The following is an 18,395-nucleotide window of genomic DNA, read 5'->3' on the forward strand; positions in this document are numbered from 1 at the left end:
CGAACTGCTCGGACCCATCCTATGCCAAAGCGGTTCGGCAGTAGACTGGCGCGATGACCGACGATGCTCTCCCACCGGTTCCGGCGACGATTCTCCCCCGCGGCTACGCCCATCCCGCCTACGCCGGAGTGGCCGACGCGTTCGCTCGGGTGGTCGAGATGGATGCGGCCGGGGCGGCCCTGTCCGTGGTGGTCGATAGAGACGGTGGTCGACCTGTGGGGCGGTACCGACCCCCTCTCGGGGGCCGATTGGGTTCACGACAGCGCCACTCTCGCCTTCTCGGCGGCGAAGGGCATGATCGCGCTGTTGGCCGCGCAGCAGGTGCAGGCGGGTGCGCTCGATCCGCTCGCGCCGGTGGCCCGGTACTGGCCGGAGTTCGCGGCGGCAGGCAAGGACGGCATCACGGTCGCCGACGTCCTCACCCATGTCGCCGGGATGCCGACGCTCCCCATCGAGACGCCCGAAGACCTGCTCGATCCGGTCGGTCTCGCCGCGCGGGTCGCGTCGCGCGCCCCCGACTTCGCTCCCCGCAGCGCCCGCGTGTACCACGTGCTCAGTTACGGGACGATCGTCGGGGAGATCCTTCGTCGCGTGACCGGGACGGATGCCGCGACCCTCCTCCGCGAGAAGGTCGCCGACCCGCTGGGGGCCGCGCTGTGGTTGGGTCTTCCGGCATCCGAGGATCCGCGTTTCCTCCCCGCCCTCATGGAACCGATCGTGCCGCCGCCCGCGCCGGTGGGGACCCCCGAGGCATCCGGTGCCGCCTGTGCGGCGGCGTACCGCAGCACCCTGCAGATCGTGCCGCTGTTCGAGCGGGTCGATGGCGAGCTCGGCACCGAGCCCGTGAACGGCGTGCCTTTCCGTCGGGCACTCGTCGCGGGCGGTGGTCTCGTGGCCGACGCTCGCTCCCTCGCTCGCGTCTACGGCGCGTGCGTCGCGCCGGTCGACGGCGTCCGCCTGCTCGACGACGAGACGGTCGCCCGGGTCTCGCGCGACTGGCAGCACGGCATCCGGGAGCCCTCGTGCCTCCCGGGCGCTGCGCCGACCGAGCGGTGGGGGCTCGGATTCGAGATCTCGCACCCCCTCAACCGGATGCTCGGTGAGGGATCCTTCGGCCACTCGGGCATGGGGGGTCGACTCGCCTTCGCGCATGCCCCGTCGCGCACCGGGTTCGCCTTCGTCGGACAGAGGATGACGTTCCCGGCGCCGGGACAGGATCCCCGGTGGGCGCTCCTCCTGGACGCGCTCGCTCGGGTCTGACTCGCGACGCCGGGAGCCCGCCCGCGCGGCGGCGTCAGCGTCTCACCCTGTCGGCGCGGCCTGCTTCTCGGCCTCCAGCTGGGCGAGACCTCGATACGCGTCGTCTCGCGCGGTCGCGGCGCGGGCCGTGTGCAGGGCCGCCCGTACGGCCTCGACCGTGAAGGAGGCGGGAAGAGTCGTGCGGACGTGCCAGTCGGCGCTCTCGCCGGGCAGCAGGGTCTCGAGGGTGCGGTCGACGTGGGCGTCGGGGTCGATGCGGTCGACGAGCAACGTCGCATCCCTCAGGAGTGTGTCCGCGGTCAGCCGCACCACCACTCCGTCGGGCGCGGGCGTTGTCTGGACGTCGAAGCGGGGCGCGCTGTCCGGGTACTCGCGGTCGGTCCCACCCAGGAGGACGCTGCGGACGGGTCGCGCGTCGCCGGCGTCGGTGGCATCCGTCGTGCCCACCGTCGCGACGAGCAGCTCGTCGCCCGCGAGTCCGGTTGCGAGCGCGCCGAGCGGGACCTCGATCGCCGTGTGGGCGGGGACGTGTGCGTGCAGAGTGACACCGGCGGCGTGGCATCCACGTGTCCAGCGTTGGGCATCGATCGTCGCGTCCCACGGCTCGGCCGTGCTGTTGCAGGCGAACAGCGTCGGCGAGCCGTCCTCGTGCCGCAGGACGACGATGCGCGGGCGATACGCCTCGCGCACCGCGTAGGCGACGGGCTTGTACCGGTCGGCGACGTCGATCATCGACCACGAGAGGGCGGGCCAGCAGTCATTGAGTTGCCAGACGATGGTGCCCCGGCAGAACGGCTCGAGGGTGCGGAAGCGCTCGATGCCGTACCGGACGGCGCGAGCCTGGTCCAGCTGGGCGAGCCAGTACCACTCGTCGAAGTCGTGCGGGACGCCGAAGTGCGCGTCGAGCACATCGTTGATGCGCTCCGTTCCGCCCTCGGCCTTCTGGCGCTGCACCGATCCCGGCGAGAACGGCGCGGGGGACGCGTCATGCACGACCGCGTCGAAGGTCGCGCGGGCGGGGGGTCCCTGGAATCCGAACTCGGAGACGAAGCGGGGGCGCACGTCGTCGTAGGCGCGGTAGTCGTCGGGGATCCACCAGTGCACGATGCCGCGGGACGGGTCGTTCGGCTCGTCCCAGCGACCGCCCGACGAGGGGCTCCCGACGAGATACGCGCGAGCGGGGTCCAGCTCGGCCACGAGACGGGGAAGCAGGTCGATGTAGAAGCCCTCTCCCCAGGTCGCCCCGTCGAGCTTGTGCTCCCAGTCGTGGAGGAACCAGAACCAGAGGTTCTCGTTGTTGCCGTTCCACAGGGCGAGGCTCGGGTGGGACATCAACCGGGTGATGTTCTCGCGTGCCTCCGCCTCGACCTCGGTCGTGAACGGCTCCTCCTCGGGGTAGGCCGCGCACGCGAAGAGGAAGTCCTGCCAGACGAGGATGCCGGCCTCGTCGCAGGCGCGATAGAAGTCGTCCGATTCGAACACGCCGCCACCCCAGACCCGCAGGAGGTTCGCGCCGAGGTCGAGCGTCTCCGCGATGCGACGGCGGATATCGGATGCCGTCACCCGGGCCGGAGAAGTGTCGTCGGGGATCCAGTTGAAGCCCCGGACGAAGAGCGGGATGCCGTTGACCGTGAGGCCGAACCCGCGTCCTTCGCCGTCCGGGACCTGCTCCACGACGAGGTCGCGGAAGCCGATGTGCTGCGTCCAGACGTCCAGCGCCGTCCCGTGCGTGTCGACGAGCGTCACCGTCAGTTCGTGCAGCGCCGCGCGTCCCATCCCGGTGGGCCACCAGAGTTCCGGGCGGCGCACGACCAGCTCGCCGCGAAGCCGTTCGGCGCGCGCGGGTGCCGGGATCCAGGTGCGAGCCCCGCCGACCTCGACGAGGACGCCGAGGTCGGCGTCGCGCCCCGTTCGCTCGGTGCGCTCGAGCTCGATGTCGAGGGAGACGACGCCGTCGGCGCCGAGCAGCCCCACGGTGGGGCGGACGGCGCTCAACCGCGCGGTCGACCAGGCTTCCACCTCGACCTCGCGCCAGATCCCGGAGCCTGGAAGGGAGGGTCCCCAGTCCCAGCCGAACGCGCACGCGTTCTTGCGGATGAAGGGAGACAGGCTGCTGAACACGGTCCACCGCGCGCCGAGGCGGTCGCGCTCCGCTTCGGCCGCCGCGACCGGGGAGCGGAGGGCGACGCAGAGCTCGGCGGATGCCGCGGCGAGTTCGGGCGCCGGTACGCGCCACGTGCGATGCATGTTGGTCAGGCGGGCGCGCTCGGCACCGTCGATCGCGACCGTGGCATGGGTGTCGACACCGTGGAACACGACGTCGATGCGCTCGGGTGTTCCGCCGACGCGGGGCAGGGTCGTGCGGTATTCCCAGTCGGATCGGCCGATCCACGACAGGCGGTGCTCGTTGTCATCGTCGAAGGGGTCGGGGATCGCGCCGGCGTCGCGCAGTGCCATGTGGACGTCCCCGGGAACGGGCGCGTCGAAGGTGCGCCCGGAGATTCCCTCGGGAACAGGGCCGGACAGGCTGCGCAGCAGCCAGAGGGGCTCGGTGGTGATACGGGTGAGCACGGCGTTGTCCTCGTCTTCTCGGCGGGAGGGAGCGGATTTCGGATCGCGGTCTTGCGTCCGTCAGCGCTCGGGGGCTAATGTGCAAAAGCGCTTTGGCAACTGCCCGACCAAAGTACATCACGCCCCGAGTCACCTGCAATCCGACTCAGAAAGAGAAGTTTCGATGAAGAGACCACTCCGTTCTCGTCGCTGGGCGACGGCCGCCGCGTTCGTCGCGACGACGGCGCTGACCATCGGCGGGCTCACGGCCTGCAGCGGTGCCACGAGCACCGCCCCGTCCGACGGCCCCGTCGAGATCACCATCGGCAACCAGCCCGCCGCGACCGAGACCGCGCGGCTCGCCCTGTTCACCACCCTCGTGGACACGTTCAAGAAGCAGCATCCGACCTACGTGGTCACCACCACCGAAGACGGCTGGGACGCCCAGACCTTCTCCGCCCGCCTGGCCGGCGGCGATCTGCCGACCGTCATGGGGGTGCCTTTCACCGAGATCCGCGGGCTCATCGAGCGCAAGCAGGTGGCCGACCTGACCGACGCGGTGAACCAGCTCGGTGTGACCGACGTGCTCAACCCGCAGCTGGTCGACCTCGTCTCCGCCGACGGCAAGACCTACGGCGTGCCCACGATGGCCTACGCGATGGGTCTGGTCTACAACCGTGCGCTCTTCGAGAAGGCGGGTCTGGATCCCGCCGCCCCGCCCACGACGTGGGACGACGTGCGCAAGGCCGCCAAGCAGATCACCGACAGAACCGGCGTCCCCGGCTTCGCGCAGGTGACCACGAACAACCAGGGCGGCTGGGTGCTGGGCGCCGAGGCAGCCTCGCGCGGCGGCTCCCTCGTCAACGACGCGGGCGACAAGATCACCTTCGACGACTCGGCGACCACCGACTCGCTCACGCTCCTGCACGACATGCGCTGGAAAGACGACAGCATGTCGCCCAACGGCCTGATGGGCGCGCTCGATCTCGCCCAGGCGTTCGCCGGACAGCAGGTGGGCATGTTCATCCTGCAGTCCGACGCCTACCGACCGCTGACCGAGCAGCTCGCCTTCCCGAGCGCCGACTTCGGCTTCGGCGCCATGCCGACCGCGTCGAAGGCAGAGGCGCCCACCACGCTGTCGGGGGGCAACATCGACATCGTCCGACCCGACGCGTCACCCGCGCAGGCGAAGGCGGCCGTCGAGTGGATCCAGCTCGCCGAGCTCGGCAAGTACACGGACAAGGATGCCGCGCGGGCGGACGCGCAAGCGCTGGCGTCGCAGGGTTCGGCCGTGGCCATCCCCGGTCTGCCCGTCGTGAACGCGGACGCGTACACGCAGTACCTGTCGTGGATCGCCGACCTCAACAACGTGCCGATCGACAACTTCCGCCCGTACCTCGACAAGGTGGCGGAGCAGAAGGTGCAGTCGGAGCCGCCGGTGAAGGGACAGGACATCTACGCCACCCTCGACCCGGTCGTCCAGGCGGTGATCACCGACCAGAACGCGGACATCGACGCGCTCGTGTCGAGTGCCGCCGCGACGGCGCAGGGTCTGCTCTCGCGCTGAATCGTGCGGGGCGGCGGTGAGCCCGCGCCGCCGCCCCGTGCTCCATCGCGTCTGGCCTCGCTCGTCGCACCGGTTCCCTCGCCCCGCCCCGCCCCGCCCCGTCGCTCCGCTCCGCCTCGCCCCGCCCCATCGCCCCGCCCCCCGCCCCGTCGTCCCGAGGAGTCCGATGTCCGTCCGCACTCGACGTCGCCGCACGTCGCTGACGGCGCTCGCCGTCGCCGCGCCGACGATCGTGATCTTCGCCGCGTTCTCGTGGTGGCCGATCGTGCGCGGTGCTCTCATGAGCGTGCAGCGCCCGACCTTCGTCGGCCCCGTCGAATGGGTGGGGTGGAGCAACTTCGCGTACGTGCTCGCCGATCCGCAGCTGGGCCAGGCCGTCGTCAACACCCTGTGGTTCACGGCCCTCGCGATCGTGTTCGGCTTTCCGCTGCCGCTCGCCCTCGCGGTGGTGATCTCCACCGTGCGGGCGCGACGCCGCGGCCTCTACGCCGCGCTCGCCTACTTCCCGGTGATCGTGCCCCCGGTCGTCGCGATCCTGCTGTGGCAGTTCGCGTACAACCCCGCTCCGAGCGGACTGTTCAACAGCATCCTTCGCGCGCTCGGCGTCGGACCGTTGGCGTGGTTGAACGATGCCTCCCTCGCGATGCCGTCGATCGTGTTGCAGGCGACCTGGGCCGCCGCCGGCACGAGCGTGCTGATCTACCTCGCGGCCCTCACCGCCGTGCGGCCCGAACTGTACGAGGCCGCCGCGCTCGACGGCGCCTCGGTGTGGAAACGGGTATGGCACGTGACTCTGCCGCAGATGCGCACGATGATCCTCGTCATGCTGTTGCTGCAGCTGATCGGCGCCGCGCAGGTCTTCACCGAACCGTTCCTCATGACCTCCGGAGGTCCGCAGAATGCGACCCTCACCATCCTGCTGCTGATGTACCGCTACGCCTTCGGCGGCTCGGCCGACTACGGCGCAGCCACCGCGCTCGGCCTCCTCCTTGCGGTGGCCCTCGCCGTGCTCTCGGTGATCTACCTGCGCCTGACGAGGAGGTGGCAGGAGTGAGCGGCGGCATCCTCACCTCCGCGGAGCTGCGTCGCCCGGGCACGCGACGGATGCTGCTCCTGGTACACACGTGCGTGCTCGCGAGTCTGGTGGTGGCCGGGCTCGGGCCGCTGCTCTGGTTGTTCGCCGCCTCCCTGGGGCAGACCGACGACGTGCTGAGCGACCCGCTCGGCGTGTTCGGTCACATGACCCAGTGGCAGCACTACGTCGAGGCCTTCCGCGGTGTCGACACCGCGCGCCTCTTGGGGAACACCCTCGCGATGGCGGCCGGGTCGGCGGTGGTGACCGTGGTCGTGGCGATCAGCGCGGGCTACGTCATCGCGATCCTGCGACCTCGATGGGCGCCGCTGCTGTCGGGCGGCATCCTCGCCACGATCTTCCTCCCCGCGATCGTGTCGTTCGTTCCCCTGTACCTCACGGTGATCGACCTCTTCGGCACCGGCATCTCGCTGCAGAACAGCTTCTGGGGGGTGTGGCTGCCCGCGGGCGCGAACGCGTTCGCCGTCCTGCTGGTGACCGGGTACCTGCGCAGCATTCCGCGGGAGCTCATCGAAGCGGCCGAGATCGACGGAGCGGGTCCCCTGCGGATCCTCTGGAGTGTCGTGCTGCCGCTGGCCCGTCCCATCCTCGGGGTGGTCGCTCTGCTCGCGGCGATCGGAGCGTGGAAGGACTACCTCTGGCCCTCCCTCGTGCTCACCGATCCGAAGCTGCGGCCCATCTCCGTCGCTCTCCCGCAGCTGGAGCGCACGAACGACCTCACCACCTTCTTCGCGATCCTCGTCGTCTCGGCGCTGATCCCCATCGCACTGTTCCTGGTCTTCCAGCGGCCGCTGCTCGCCAGCGCCGGTCTCTCCGCGGGCATGAAGGACTGAAACCCGCCGCCGCACGCACCACACCCCCCCCAGACCCCCGCACCCGCCACGGACTCCCGCCGAGGCGACGATCGGCGCGCAACGACGCGCGCGGAAAAGAGAGGAGATCGGTCCATGACCGAACAATCGATCCCGCGGCCGGCCGGCCGCACGCCCCGGCGGCACCGCGCCCTCGCGGCGGCGCTCGCCGTGGCGCTCATCACCGCGGGCGGAGTGCTGGCCGCGCAGCCCGCGAACGCCGCGGCCACCACCTATTACATCGACAGCGTGAACGGCAGCGACTCCGCCACCGGCACGAGCGCCACCCAGGCGTGGAAGACGCTGGCGCCGGCGAACTCCCGCACGTTCGCGGCGGGTGACAGCATCCTGCTCGCGCGCGGCGGATCGTGGACGGGGCAGCTCGCCCCGCAGGGATCGGGGACGGCGGCCGCGCCCATCACCATCTCGGCGTACGGCTCCGGGGCGCGTCCTCATCTCAGCGGCGCCACCCTCGCCGGCGGAGGCACGGTGCAGCTGCAGAACCAGAGCTGGTGGACCATCCAGAACCTCGACGTGTCGAACAACTCCGGCGCCGACAACTTCGGCGACCCCACCGCGGGCACGCCGCGATCCGGCATCCTGGTCCGCAACACCGTCTCGAACACCCTCCAGCGGGGCATCGTCATTCGAGACAACGTCGTCAGCGACGTCAACGGATGCTTCAACTGCGCCGGCCTGGACGCGCACGACAACGGCGGCATCGTCGTCGACACCACCCAGCTCGGCGCGAACTTCGACGGCGTTCTCATCGAGAACAACACCGTGCACGACGTCGGTCGCACCGGGATCGTCGTGTGGGATGCCAGCTACTTCACCACCGACATGACGGTGCCCGTGCAGTCGGCGCTCACCTCGAACGTACGGATCCGCGGCAACACGGTGGTGGACACCGACAGCGACGGCATCCTCGCGTTCGGCACCGACGGCGCGGTGATGGAGTACAACGTCGTGCGCGGCGCCGGTCAGCGGACGATCGTGCCCACGGACGACAACGAGAAGTGGGTGATGCCCGCGTCGGCGGGACTGTGGCCCACCCGCGGCATGAACACGCTCGTGCAGTTCAACGAGGTGTCGGGCACGCCGACCCACACGACCGATGGTCAGGGCTTCGACGTCGACATGGGCAGCAAGAACACGCGCGTGCAGTACAACTACTCGCACGACAACGAGGGCGGCTTCATCCTCCTCATGGGCGGGTTCTCCAGCGATGTCGTCGTGCGCGACAACCTGTCGGTCAACGACGGCTGGGGTGGCGAGAAGGGGATCTTCACGTTCTCGTGGGGTGTTCCGGGCCCGGTGAAGATCTTCAACAACACCGTCTACATCCCGTCCGGATCGCCCGCCAAGCCGATCTACTGCGACGGAGACGCCGGGGCCTGCGCGCCGTCCACCCCCGGACAGTGGTCGTTCGTGAACAACATCATCGACAACCACGGCACGGGCGAGTACAGCTACCCGGGCATGGGCACGAACGCCACGTTCGCGTCGAACGTGTTCTCGGGCAATCACCCCGCCAGCGAACCCGCGGATGCCACGAAGATCACCGCTGCGCCCCAGTTCGTGGCCGCGGGGACCACCGGCAACGGCTTCGCCGTCGCCGACGCGTACAAGCTCACCAGCTCGTCGCCGGCGATCTCGAACGGTCAGGTGGTGAGTCCGAACGGTCTGCGCGACTTCTTCGGCAACGCCCTCTCGACCACCGCGGCGCCGTCGCGCGGCTTCCACGAGGCGGCACCTCCCGCCGTCGCGCCCGCGCTGGTCGACCCCGCGAACGACTGGAGCATCAGCACCGCGCGGTCGGCGAACATCATGCGCGACACGACCGCGCCGGCGTCCAACATGGCGGGGGACACCTCGCGCATCAAGCGCAGCGACGACCAGCCGGGCTGGGTGCGCTGGGACGCGGCACCCGGCAAGACGGTGACGCTCTCGACGTACTACTTCAACCAGCAGCCGAGCGCGTTCACGATCGTCGCCCTCGACGGGTCGGGCAACGCCACGACGGTGCCGTTCACCTCGACGGCGGCGACGCCGACCACGAACAACTGGGTGAAGCGCACGCTCACGAGCTCGGCTCTGCCCGCGGGTACGCGGGCGGTCGAGGTGCGGTTCGGTCTCGTGTCGTCGTGGGGTGTGCAGATCGGCGACATCACGATCGGCTGAGCGACGTGGCCGCGCGTCGCGGCTCCGGGCGCGCGGCTCCGGGGGCGCGGTTCCGGGCGCGCGGCTCCGGGGGCGCGGCTCCGGCGTGACCGAGGGAGGGCCAGGGAGGAGGGGAGGAGGGATGCCGAGATCTCGCCCTCCCTCCGTCCTTGCCCCTCCGCTCGTCACGCACGACTGCGCGATACGCCCCCGGTTCTCGACGAACGTCTGATGCTCGCGCCCGCCCCGCGGGGTTGAGTGGTCGAGCCACGTTCGTGGCGCACTCGTCGAGACAAGGAAGCGGGCAACGTCATGGCATTCGTGACCACCGAAGATGGCGCAGAGATCTACTACAAGGACTGGGGCGACCCCGAGGCGCAGCCGATCGTGTTCCACCACGGCTGGCCCCTGTCGTCCGACGACTGGGATGCGCAGATGCTCTACTTCCTCGGCAAGGGCTTCCGCGTGATCGCGAGCGACCGACGCGGCCACGGGCGCTCGTCGCAGATCGGCACCGGCCACGACATGGACCACTACGCCAGCGACGTCAGCGCCGTGGTCGAGCACCTCGACCTGCGCAACGCCGTGCACATCGGCCACTCCACCGGCGGCGGTCAGGTCGCCCGGTACGTCGCGAAGCACGGCGAGCCCCAGGGCCGCGTCGCCAAGGCGGTCCTGGTCGCGGCCGTCCCTCCGCTCATGCTGCAGCGCGACGACAACCCCGAAGGCACCCCGCTGTCGGTGTTCGATGGGTTCCGCGAGGCGCTCGCGGCCAACCGTGCCGAGTTCTTCGAGGCCGTGGCATCCGGACCCTTCTATGGGTTCAACCGCGAGGGCGTCACTCCGTCGCAGCCCGTCATCGACAACTGGTGGCGCCAGGGCATGACCGGCAGCGCGGTCGCGCACTACGAGGGCATCAAGGCGTTCTCCGAGACCGACCAGGAAGCCGACCTCAAAGCCATCACGGTGCCCGTGCTCGTGCTGCAGGGCGACGACGATCAGGTCGTGCCGTACAAGGCCGCGGCGGTCCGTCAGCACGAGATGCTCGCGAACTCGACGCTCAAGATCTACGAGGGCTACCCGCACGGCATGCTCACCACGCACGCCGACGTGATCAACCCCGACATCCTCGCGTTCATCCAGTCGTGAATCCCTGACGAGAGGCGCATTCCGGGCAGCCGGGGTGCGCCTTTCGCGTGCCGTGGGAGCGGTACCGTGTGTGCGAGAGGGCCACGCTCCCGCGTGTGCCGCCGACTTATGTTGTGAGCACCCCCACCGGACCGCACGCGAGGAGTCGGGATGCATCCGCCGCAGATCGTGGAACAGCTGTCGACGATGCTCGGTCGTCGGGTACGCCTGCGTGAGACGGCGCACCCCGCGATCGCCGACCGCGAGAGCGTGTGCGTCGACGTCCCGTTCGGGCGGGGGGCGGCGTACCTGCGCATCGTCGGCGCGACGCAGAGCGAGCTCGGTCCGTTCGAGTGGGCGGTGATCGACGCGGCGGCGTACCTTCTCGACCTCGGGGCGGGCCTGGCCGCCTCGCGCGACACCGTCCTCGACGGACTGATGGATGCCGACCCCCGGATCCGACGCGAAGCCCTCGGCGAGGTGCGCGCCCGGCGGTGGATCGACGGTCGGGTCGATGACCTCGACGTGCTCGTGGTCCGGCTCGAACCGGCGCGTGAGCTGGCGATCACCGCGTTCGGCCGGCATCTCGCCCTCACGCTGCACGGGGCGGTCCACTTCGTCGGCCTCCGCGAGGGATCGGCCGTCTTCCTCGCCGCTCCGGTGCGCGACATCGACGACCTGACGGATGCCGTCTCCCGCGAGGCCGCAGTCCACGGACTCGTCCCGCGGGGCCTCGGGACGGCGGTGTGTGCGGCGAGCGAGACCGATGTCGACGGTGCCGTCGAGCGCGCGATCGCCTCGGCGCGCCTGCGGGCGACCCTGCCCGACCAGGTCGTGTCGGTGCGGGCGGAGGACCTCGGCGGGTGGGCGCTCCTGCACACGGTGCCGCGCTCGCGCGCTCTCCTCAGCCAGGCGTGCCCGGCCGCCTTCGACCTTCTCGCCCTGGACGATCCGACGCCCCGCGAGACCGTCGAGGCCTACTTGGATGCCGCCGGGCGCGTGCCCGTGGCCTGCGAACGCCTGCACATCCACCGCGCGACGCTGTACTACCGGCTCGAGCACCTGCCCGATTCGGTGCGCGCAGCTCTCGCCGACGGTCTGCAGAGGACCACCCTGCACCTGGCGCTGAAGCTCCTGCGGCTCTGGGAGGAGGAGGCGGCCGAGGCATCGATGGTGCCGCTGCGCGAGGAGGGGCTGCTGCGGGCCTGACGGAGCGGGGCACTATCCCGCGGGAGCACGTGCCGGGGGGAGGGCCGGGGGTGGGTGGAGGAGCGTGCCGCGGCATCCGTCCTCCGTCCGCCCCTCACCCTCCGCTCAGCACCGCTGGCGCGTCGCTCGGGGTCACGCCCCGCCGAAACGCTCCGTCCGCACCCGGAGCGGCGGGTGGCCCGCGGCGACGACCGCGTCGGCGGTGGACTCGACGAACGCGGTCGGCCCGCAGATGTAGATGAGGGGCCGCTCGGACGGCGGGATCGTCAGGCGCTCGAGCTCGGCCAGCGAGACGCGGCCCGCGGCCCTCGGCGATCCGGGCGGGGCGAGGCGCGTGTGGATCCATTCGGTCGGGATGCCGCGCGCCCGAAGCTCTTCGATCTCGTCGGCGTACAAGGCATCCGGGGCCGAGCGCACCGAGTACAGCAGCCGGAAGGGCTGGGCCGTGCCCGCGGCCGCGCGCGCCCGGGCGATCGAGAGGAGGGGGACGATGCCGGAGCCGCCCGCGATGAGCTGCACGGGGGAGGGGTCGTCCTCGCGCCAGACGAAGTACTGGCCCAGCGGGCCCTTCACCTCGAGGAAATCCCCGGGGCGCACCTCCTCGACGAGGTAGGGCGAGACCTCGCCGTCCTCGACCTCGTCGACGGCGAGCTCGACGCGCTCGCCGGGGCCGAAGCTCGCGATCGAGTAGGAGCGCTCGGCCCGGTAGCCGTCCTCGGCGGTGAGGCGGATGTCGAGGTGCTGACCGGGAAGGCTCCCGGTCCAACCCGGAACGTCGAGCACGAGCGAGCGGGCGTGCGCGGTGAGAGGGGTCACCGTCTCGACGTGCGCCGGCAGCCAGGGCGTCGCGGTCACCAGTACCGCTCTTCGCGCCACGGGTCGCCGTGCATGTTGTAGCCGTTCTGCTCCCAGAAGCCGGGCTCGTCGCGCGACTGCAGGACCAGACCGCGCACCCACTTCGCGCTCTTCCAGAAGTAGAGGTGCGGGACGAGCAGTCGCGCCGGTCCTCCGTGCTCAGGTGCGAGCGGCTCGCCGTCGAACTCGAAGACGACCCATGCCTTGCCGCCCATCAGGTCCTTCACGGGCACGTTCGTCGAGTAGCCGCCGTACGAGTGCGCCATCACCGAGGGGGCCGCGCTGTCGATGTCGGCGAGGAGGGTGTCGACCGAGACCCCGCGCCACGAGGTGCCGAACTTCGACCACCGCGTCACGCAGTGGATGTCGGTGTGCACGTCTTCGATCGGCAGCGCGTGGATCTCGTCCCACGTCCACGTCGTCGTCGCTCCCGTCTCGGTGCGGATCGCGAACTGCCAGTCTTCTATCCGGATGCGAGGAGTCGGGCCCGCCGAGAGCACGGGGAAGTCGTCGGTGAGGTACTGCCCCGGGGGAAGTTGCGGGTCGGAGGCGCGTCGACGCGCCCCGAAACCCCTGCTGAACTCGGCCATGACGCCTCCTCGCCCCGACCCTACTCGCGGCGTCCGACACCCGGCTTCGACAAATGACGCACGCCTCAGGCGCTCTCCCAGACCGACGCGCGCGCCGAGTACGCCGCGAGAGCGGTGAGCCGCTCGCGCGGGACGCGGAGGCGACTCAGCTGGATGAGTCCCTGGGATGCCAGGACCGTGCGGTCCGCGTGGGCGCGGGCGTCGGCGGCATCCAGGACGACATCCTGCTCCGCGGCCGTGCGGAGGAACTTCTCGGCCAGGACCGCCTCCATCCGCTCGGTCGTCGCCGTGGAGATCTCGAGCACCTCGGGGAAGCGGTCGCCGAGCTCGACGATGGTGTTGAGCAGGAGGCATCCGCGTCGATCCGTCGACGATCCGCACTCGTCGACGACGCGCTCGAGGAACTGCGCGGCCGCGACCGCCAGGTCGGCACTCGGCTCAGCCGTCGCCTCGGCGACGAACGACACGCGTCCCTCGCAGTACCGGCGGAAGACGCAGAGGAACAGCCCGAGCTTGCTCGCGTATGCGGCGTACAGGCTGCTGGTGCCGACTCCGGATGCCGCGGCCACGTCTTCCATCGAGGTGCGGTCGTATCCGCGCGACCAGAACAGCTCCTGCGCGGCATCCAGGAGCTGATCTTCGTCGTATCGCCGGGGTCGACCCACGCCGACACGGTACCCGGTCGACCCCCGGGCGCTTCAACGGGCACGTCCGGTTCTCGAGCAATCGTGTCCGTTTGCGTCGTACGTCCGCCCGGGTCCGGCCGCAGAATTGGAGCGACCGTTCCATTACTCGCGTGGAGGATGCGCGTGACGACCTCGAGTGGCCCGCTGGCCGAGTTCCTGCGCGACCGACGCGAGTCGCTCACGCCCGCGCAGGTCGGGCTGTCGGACTCGTCCCGGCGCCGTGTCCGGGGCCTCCGTCGCGCCGAGGTCGCCGAGCTCGCCGGCATCAGCGCCGACTACTACCTGCGCATCGAGCAGGGCCGGGGGCACCGCCCCTCGGCCGAGGTGCTGTCGGCGCTGAGCCGCGCGCTGCTGCTCGACGTCTACGGCGACGAGCACCTGCACCGCGTCGCCAATCTGTCGGCGGGGCACGAGGCTCCGGCGGTCAGCGACGAGGTCCCCGCGGGCATCCGCGAGCTGCTCGACCTGCATCCAGACACGCCCGCGTACCTCTCGAACGGGACGCTCGACGTGATCGGGGTCAACGAGCCCGGCCGCCTGCTCGCGCCGGGGGGCCTGCGGCCGGGGCTCAACCTCGTCCTGTCGGTGTTCGAGCACTACCCCGACCCGCACTCGGAGTCGCACTGGCGGCGGACCGCGAGCAATCTCGTCGCGTCGCTGCGCTATCACGCGGACCCGCGCAGTCCGCGGCTGCGGCTGATCGTCGACACGCTGAGCGCCACGGACCCCCGCTTCGTGGAGCTCTGGCAGCAGTGCGAGGTGCGCCCGCACACGAGCTCGTGGCCGCTCGTGCACATCGAGTCCCACGGGTGGGTCGCGCTGCGCAGCGAGACGTTGGCGATCCCGGCATCCCGAGGCTGCACCCTGACGCAGTTCTTCGCCGAGCCGAACACCCCCGGGGTCGCGGCGCTGCGCGATCTCGTGCGGCGGGCGTACGGACGGGCGGATGCCTAGAGAATGGTCAGCGCTCGCTGTATAGTCAGCATGTGCTGACCATTGCCTCCCGTCTCGATGTCATGAACAGGCTCGGCCGGGCGATGGCGGATCCCACCCGTTCGCGGATCCTCCTGACCCTGCTCGACGCGCCGAGCTACCCCGCCGTGCTCTCGCGCGAGCTCGGGCTGACGCGGTCGAACGTCTCGAACCACCTGGCCTGTCTGCGGGATTGCGGCATCGTCGTCGCCGAGCCGGAAGGGCGGCAGACGCGCTACGAGATCGCCGACCCCCACCTGGCGGCGGCGCTCACGGCACTGGTCGAGGCGACGCTGGCCGTCGAGGACGGTTGCGCCGTCCCGGGATGCTGCGACAATCCGTGACCGCGCTCTCGCGACGCGACGTCCTGCGCCGACGCATCCGGATCATCGTCGCGGTCACCATCGCCTGGAACGTCGTCGAGGCGGTGGTCGCGCTCGTCGCGGGCGGTATCGCCTCGTCGGCGGCGCTCATCGGTTTCGGTCTCGACTCGATCGTCGAGGTGCTCTCCGCCGCTGCCGTCGCGTGGCAGTTCGCCGCGCCCGACCCCGAGAAGCGCGAGAAGGTGGCACTCCGTGTGATCGCGTTCTCGTTCTTCGGCCTCGCCGCGTACGTGAGCGTGGATGCCGTTCTCTCACTGCTCGGCCTCCGCGAGGCGCAGCACTCGCCCGTGGGGATCGCGATCGCGGCGTCGAGCCTCGTGGTCATGCCCTTCCTCAGCTGGTTCGAGCGCCGCACCGGCCGGGAGCTCGGCTCCGCGTCGGCCGTCGCGGACTCGAAGCAGACGCTCATCTGCACGTATCTGTCTGCCGCGCTGCTCGTCGGTCTGCTGCTCAACAGCCTGTTCGGCTGGGCCTGGGCCGACGCGGTGGCCGCGCTCGTCATCGCCGTTCTCGCGGTGCGGGAAGGCGTCGAGGCGTGGCGGGGAGACGCGTGCTGCGCCGCTCCCGTCGTGCGGGACGAGCCGCCCGCTCAGGCGGAGAGCTCCTGCGCGTGCTGCGTGACCGTCGACCGGAACCGCTGCTGATACCCCGACGGCGTCACGCGATAGCGCGCGAGGAACGCACGGCGCAGGGCCGCGGGTGAGCCGAATCCGGCGGCGGCGGCCGACTGGGCGATCGAGGCCCCCGACTCGAGCAGGTTCACGGCGAGCTCCAGGCGCAGCGACGAGATGTAGGCCGCGGGGGTCACGCCGAGCTCGTCGCGGATCACGCGGGTGAGGTGCCGCGGGCTGACGTTCACGTGCGCCGCGAGCTCGGTGACGCTGGTCGGGCGGGTCGGATCGTCGGAGACGTAGTCGGCCACCGCGCGGGCGATGCTCGTGCGCGGGGCGGGCATCTTCAGCGCGGCCGAGAACTGCGACTGGCCACCCGAGCGGCGCATGTAGACGAGGAGGTGCTGGGCGACGCTGCGCGCGACTTCCGCGCCGTGGTCGTCCTCGACGAGCGACAGCGCGAGGTCGATGCCCGCCGCGACCCCCGCCGAGGTGTAGACGTTGCCCTGCTTGGTGAAGATGCGCTCGGAGTCGACCGCCACCCTCGGGTACCGGCTGGCGAGGGCGTCGGCGAACTTCCAGTGCGTCGTCGCCGGGTGCCCGTCGAGCAGGCCGGTGGCGGCCAGACCGAAAGCCCCGCTGCAGATCGACGCGATGCGCCGGGCCTGACGGGCGAGGGTGGTGATCGCTCGCTGCAGGTCGGCGTCGTCGAACACCCCCGGGGCCAACTCGCTGCCCGGGATGATCACGGTGTCGAGAGGCCCGCTCTCGGACGCGGCCCCGTCGACGCCGATCCGCAGGCCCATGAACGCCGTGACGTCGGCGCCGGTGGGGGAGTAGAACCGGAGCTCATAGGCATCCGTCGTCAGGTTCGTCTCGGAGAAGACCTCGGCGGGGCCCACGAAATCGAGAGCCTTCACCCCGTCGAACAGCAGAATCCCGATTCGACGCCGTTGCCCCGTCATCCGCCGCTCCCGTCTCGACCCTGCTGCCAGCCTGTCATCGATCGCCGCGCCGCGGGGGACCCGCTTTCGACATTCGTCGAAGCCGAGTCTCGACGAATGCCCCTGCCGGCCCGCCCCGGTGCTGCCTAGCGTGGGCACCCACTCGCGGCGACCGGGCTGCGACGAGAGGAGTGGCATCCCATGTCCGTTTCCCCCACCATCGTCCTCGTGCACGGAGCCTTCGCGGATGCCGCGAGCTGGGCGCCCGTCACCCGCGCACTGCTCGACCAGGGGTACACGGTGCGCGTCCCCGCCGTCCCCAACCGCAGTCTGATCGGCGATGCGGCGTACATCCGCTCGGTCGTCGAGCACATCGAGGGTCCCGTGCTGCTCGCCGGGCACTCGTACGGCGGCGCGGTCATCACCGTCGCGGGGGCCGCCGACAACGTCGTGGGACTCGTCTACGTCGCCGGCTACGCGCTGGACGAGGGCGAGAGCCTCGGCCAGCTGCAGGGCGGTTTCCCCGACTCCGACCTCGCGCAGCACCTCGTCTACACGCCGTTCCCGGTCGAGGGCGGCGAGCCCGGCACCGATGTCTCGGTCGAGGTGGCCGCGTTTCCCGAGGTCTTCGCGCACGGCGTGCCGCTCGACCGGGCCGAGGTGCTCGCGGTGTCGCAGCGCCCCCTCGCCGCCCTGGCGTTCGGCGAGAACGCGCCCGTCGCCGCGTGGAAGACGAAGCCGGCGTGGGGCATCGTCTCGAGCGCCGACCACACGATCAACCCCGACGTCGAGCGCTTCGGCTACCAGCGCGCGGGCCTCCGGTCGGTCGTCGAACTCGACGCCCCGCACCTCGTGATGCAGAGCCACCCCGCCGAGGTCGCGAAAGTCATCACGGACGCGATCGCCGACCTCGCGTGATGTCCGCGCCCGAACAGATCGACCGGAGCCTCCCACCCACCGGAACCGGATGCCGGGAGTGCGACGCGAGCGGAAGCTGGTGGGTCCACCTGCGTCGGTGCGCCGCGTGCGGACACGTCGGGTGCTGCGACTCGTCGCTGAACCGGCACGCGACCGCGCACTTCGAGGCGACGGGGCACCGGTACATCCAGAGCTTCGAGCCCGGGGAGGTGTGGTGGTGGGACTACGGGACCTCGGCCGTCGTCCACGGCCCCCCGCTGGCCCCGCCCACGACCCACCCCCTCGACCAGACGGTGCCGGGGCCGGAGGAGCGACTCCCCGCGGACTGGGAGGAGCAGCTCGCCGCGGCCCGCGGGGGCGCGTGAGCCGGCCGCGGGCGCGGGGCGGACCACGGCGTGGGGCCCCGGCCCGGGGTGGGGGGAGGAGATCGGGCGACGGGAGGACGGATGCCGCGACGTCGGTCCTCCCGGCGCCGGATCTCCTCCGCTCGCCGCGCGGCGCCGGCCGCGCAGCCGGCGCCGAAGCGCTCAGCCCTTCGGCACCTCGATCGCCGGCGCGCACGCGGTGAGGAGCGCCAGGGCGCTCACGGTCAGTGCGAGGGTCTTCGTCGTTCGC

At 71.1% G+C, this 18,395-nt stretch carries 17 protein-coding genes; 12 read left to right on the plus strand and 5 right to left on the minus strand.

Annotated features, from left to right (window positions below; genetic code table 11):
• The first annotated feature begins 204 nt into the window (after positions 1–204).
• On the plus strand, positions 205–1,260 hold the full coding sequence (locus tag MTES_RS07845; RefSeq protein WP_013584697.1) for a serine hydrolase domain-containing protein: 1,056 nt from the start codon (positions 205–207) through the stop codon (positions 1,258–1,260).
• 42 nt (positions 1,261–1,302) lie between these two features.
• Here MTES_RS07845 and MTES_RS07850 read toward each other — a convergent pair whose 3' ends face one another.
• Positions 1,303–3,831, minus strand: coding sequence for a glycoside hydrolase family 2 protein (locus MTES_RS07850; RefSeq protein WP_013584698.1), 2,529 nt, complete (start codon positions 3,829–3,831; stop codon positions 1,303–1,305).
• Positions 3,832–3,994: 163 nt separating this feature from the next.
• On the opposite strand from MTES_RS07850, the gene MTES_RS19520 reads away from it, so the two are divergent.
• The 6 genes from MTES_RS19520 (at position 3,995) to MTES_RS07880 (ending at position 11,821) form a co-directional block, all read left to right on the plus strand.
• A complete protein-coding gene (locus MTES_RS19520) occupies positions 3,995–5,377 on the plus strand; it encodes an ABC transporter substrate-binding protein (RefSeq protein ID WP_013584699.1) in 1,383 nt (460 codons plus the stop codon).
• Between the two features lie 166 nt (positions 5,378–5,543).
• Positions 5,544–6,431, plus strand: a complete 888-nt coding sequence (locus tag MTES_RS07860; RefSeq protein WP_013584700.1) for a carbohydrate ABC transporter permease — start codon at positions 5,544–5,546, stop codon at positions 6,429–6,431.
• Positions 6,428–7,303, plus strand: coding sequence for a carbohydrate ABC transporter permease (locus tag MTES_RS07865; protein WP_013584701.1), 876 nt, complete (start codon positions 6,428–6,430; stop codon positions 7,301–7,303). The genes MTES_RS07860 and MTES_RS07865 overlap by 4 nt, the downstream gene beginning before the upstream one ends.
• Before the next feature lie 114 nt (positions 7,304–7,417).
• Positions 7,418–9,505, plus strand: coding sequence for a right-handed parallel beta-helix repeat-containing protein (locus MTES_RS07870; RefSeq protein ID WP_013584702.1), 2,088 nt, complete (start codon positions 7,418–7,420; stop codon positions 9,503–9,505).
• A gap of 291 nt (positions 9,506–9,796) precedes the next feature.
• Positions 9,797–10,633: an alpha/beta fold hydrolase gene (locus MTES_RS07875; protein ID WP_013584703.1), complete on the plus strand. Its 837-nt coding sequence runs from the start codon at positions 9,797–9,799 to the stop codon at positions 10,631–10,633.
• Positions 10,634–10,783: 150 nt separating this feature from the next.
• Positions 10,784–11,821: a helix-turn-helix domain-containing protein gene (locus tag MTES_RS07880; RefSeq protein ID WP_013584704.1), complete on the plus strand. Its 1,038-nt coding sequence runs from the start codon at positions 10,784–10,786 to the stop codon at positions 11,819–11,821.
• Positions 11,822–11,953: 132 nt separating this feature from the next.
• Here the strand turns inward: MTES_RS07880 and MTES_RS07885 are convergent, their stop codons facing one another.
• The 3 genes from MTES_RS07885 to MTES_RS18460 all read right to left on the minus strand — a co-directional run bounded on the left by MTES_RS07885 (position 11,954) and on the right by MTES_RS18460 (position 13,931).
• The gene (locus tag MTES_RS07885; RefSeq protein ID WP_013584705.1) at positions 11,954–12,676 is read right to left on the minus strand and encodes an FAD-binding oxidoreductase; all 723 of its coding nucleotides are present in this window, start codon (positions 12,674–12,676) and stop codon (positions 11,954–11,956) included.
• Positions 12,673–13,266 carry a molybdopterin-dependent oxidoreductase gene (locus MTES_RS07890; protein ID WP_013584706.1) on the minus strand — a complete coding sequence of 198 codons (594 nt, stop codon included), beginning with the start codon at positions 13,264–13,266 and terminating at the stop codon, positions 12,673–12,675. The genes MTES_RS07885 and MTES_RS07890 overlap by 4 nt, the downstream gene beginning before the upstream one ends.
• A gap of 65 nt (positions 13,267–13,331) precedes the next feature.
• Positions 13,332–13,931 carry a TetR/AcrR family transcriptional regulator gene (locus MTES_RS18460; protein ID WP_050901771.1) on the minus strand — a complete coding sequence of 200 codons (600 nt, stop codon included), beginning with the start codon at positions 13,929–13,931 and terminating at the stop codon, positions 13,332–13,334.
• A gap of 138 nt (positions 13,932–14,069) precedes the next feature.
• On the opposite strand from MTES_RS18460, the gene MTES_RS07900 reads away from it, so the two are divergent.
• Genes MTES_RS07900 through MTES_RS07910 form a run of 3 tightly spaced genes read left to right on the plus strand, consistent with a single transcriptional unit; the run spans position 14,070 to position 15,951 of the window.
• Positions 14,070–14,906: a helix-turn-helix transcriptional regulator gene (locus tag MTES_RS07900; RefSeq protein WP_148272838.1), complete on the plus strand. Its 837-nt coding sequence runs from the start codon at positions 14,070–14,072 to the stop codon at positions 14,904–14,906.
• A 32-nt stretch (positions 14,907–14,938) separates the two neighbouring features.
• On the plus strand, positions 14,939–15,268 hold the full coding sequence (gene cmtR / locus MTES_RS07905) for a Cd(II)/Pb(II)-sensing metalloregulatory transcriptional regulator CmtR (protein ID WP_013584709.1): 330 nt from the start codon (positions 14,939–14,941) through the stop codon (positions 15,266–15,268).
• A complete protein-coding gene (locus tag MTES_RS07910) occupies positions 15,250–15,951 on the plus strand; it encodes a cation transporter (RefSeq protein WP_043361201.1) in 702 nt (233 codons plus the stop codon). The genes cmtR and MTES_RS07910 overlap by 19 nt, the downstream gene beginning before the upstream one ends.
• Here the strand turns inward: MTES_RS07910 and MTES_RS07915 are convergent.
• Positions 15,897–16,883 carry a GlxA family transcriptional regulator gene (locus tag MTES_RS07915; protein ID WP_013584711.1) on the minus strand — a complete coding sequence of 329 codons (987 nt, stop codon included), beginning with the start codon at positions 16,881–16,883 and terminating at the stop codon, positions 15,897–15,899. The two genes, MTES_RS07910 and MTES_RS07915, sit on opposite strands and share 55 nt — an antisense overlap.
• A gap of 180 nt (positions 16,884–17,063) precedes the next feature.
• Between MTES_RS07915 and MTES_RS07920 the strand changes: the two genes are divergently transcribed.
• Positions 17,064–17,780 carry an alpha/beta fold hydrolase gene (locus MTES_RS07920; protein ID WP_013584712.1) on the plus strand — a complete coding sequence of 239 codons (717 nt, stop codon included), beginning with the start codon at positions 17,064–17,066 and terminating at the stop codon, positions 17,778–17,780.
• Positions 17,780–18,145, plus strand: a complete 366-nt coding sequence (locus MTES_RS07925; RefSeq protein WP_013584713.1) for a UBP-type zinc finger domain-containing protein — start codon at positions 17,780–17,782, stop codon at positions 18,143–18,145. The genes MTES_RS07920 and MTES_RS07925 overlap by 1 nt, the downstream gene beginning before the upstream one ends.
• Positions 18,146–18,395 lie beyond the last annotated feature (250 nt).

The sequence above is a fragment of the Microbacterium testaceum StLB037 genome (assembly GCF_000202635.1).
GTDB classification, from domain to species: domain Bacteria; phylum Actinomycetota; class Actinomycetes; order Actinomycetales; family Microbacteriaceae; genus Microbacterium; species Microbacterium testaceum_F.

Coding starts and splice junctions, on each gene's coding strand:
- MTES_RS19520 (WP_013584699.1), top strand. CDS start 3,995: ATGAAGAGACCACTCCGTTCTCGTCGCTGGGCGACGGCCGCCGCGTTC.
- MTES_RS07860 (WP_013584700.1), top strand. CDS start 5,544: ATGTCCGTCCGCACTCGACGTCGCCGCACGTCGCTGACGGCGCTCGCC.
- MTES_RS07870 (WP_013584702.1), top strand. CDS start 7,418: ATGACCGAACAATCGATCCCGCGGCCGGCCGGCCGCACGCCCCGGCGG.
- MTES_RS07875 (WP_013584703.1), top strand. CDS start 9,797: ATGGCATTCGTGACCACCGAAGATGGCGCAGAGATCTACTACAAGGAC.
- MTES_RS07880 (WP_013584704.1), top strand. CDS start 10,784: ATGCATCCGCCGCAGATCGTGGAACAGCTGTCGACGATGCTCGGTCGT.
- MTES_RS07890 (WP_013584706.1), bottom strand. CDS start 13,266: ATGGCCGAGTTCAGCAGGGGTTTCGGGGCGCGTCGACGCGCCTCCGAC.
- MTES_RS07900 (WP_148272838.1), top strand. CDS start 14,070: ATGCGCGTGACGACCTCGAGTGGCCCGCTGGCCGAGTTCCTGCGCGAC.
- MTES_RS07910 (WP_043361201.1), top strand. CDS start 15,250: ATGCTGCGACAATCCGTGACCGCGCTCTCGCGACGCGACGTCCTGCGC.
- MTES_RS07915 (WP_013584711.1), bottom strand. CDS start 16,883: ATGACGGGGCAACGGCGTCGAATCGGGATTCTGCTGTTCGACGGGGTG.
- MTES_RS07920 (WP_013584712.1), top strand. CDS start 17,064: ATGTCCGTTTCCCCCACCATCGTCCTCGTGCACGGAGCCTTCGCGGAT.
- MTES_RS07925 (WP_013584713.1), top strand. CDS start 17,780: ATGTCCGCGCCCGAACAGATCGACCGGAGCCTCCCACCCACCGGAACC.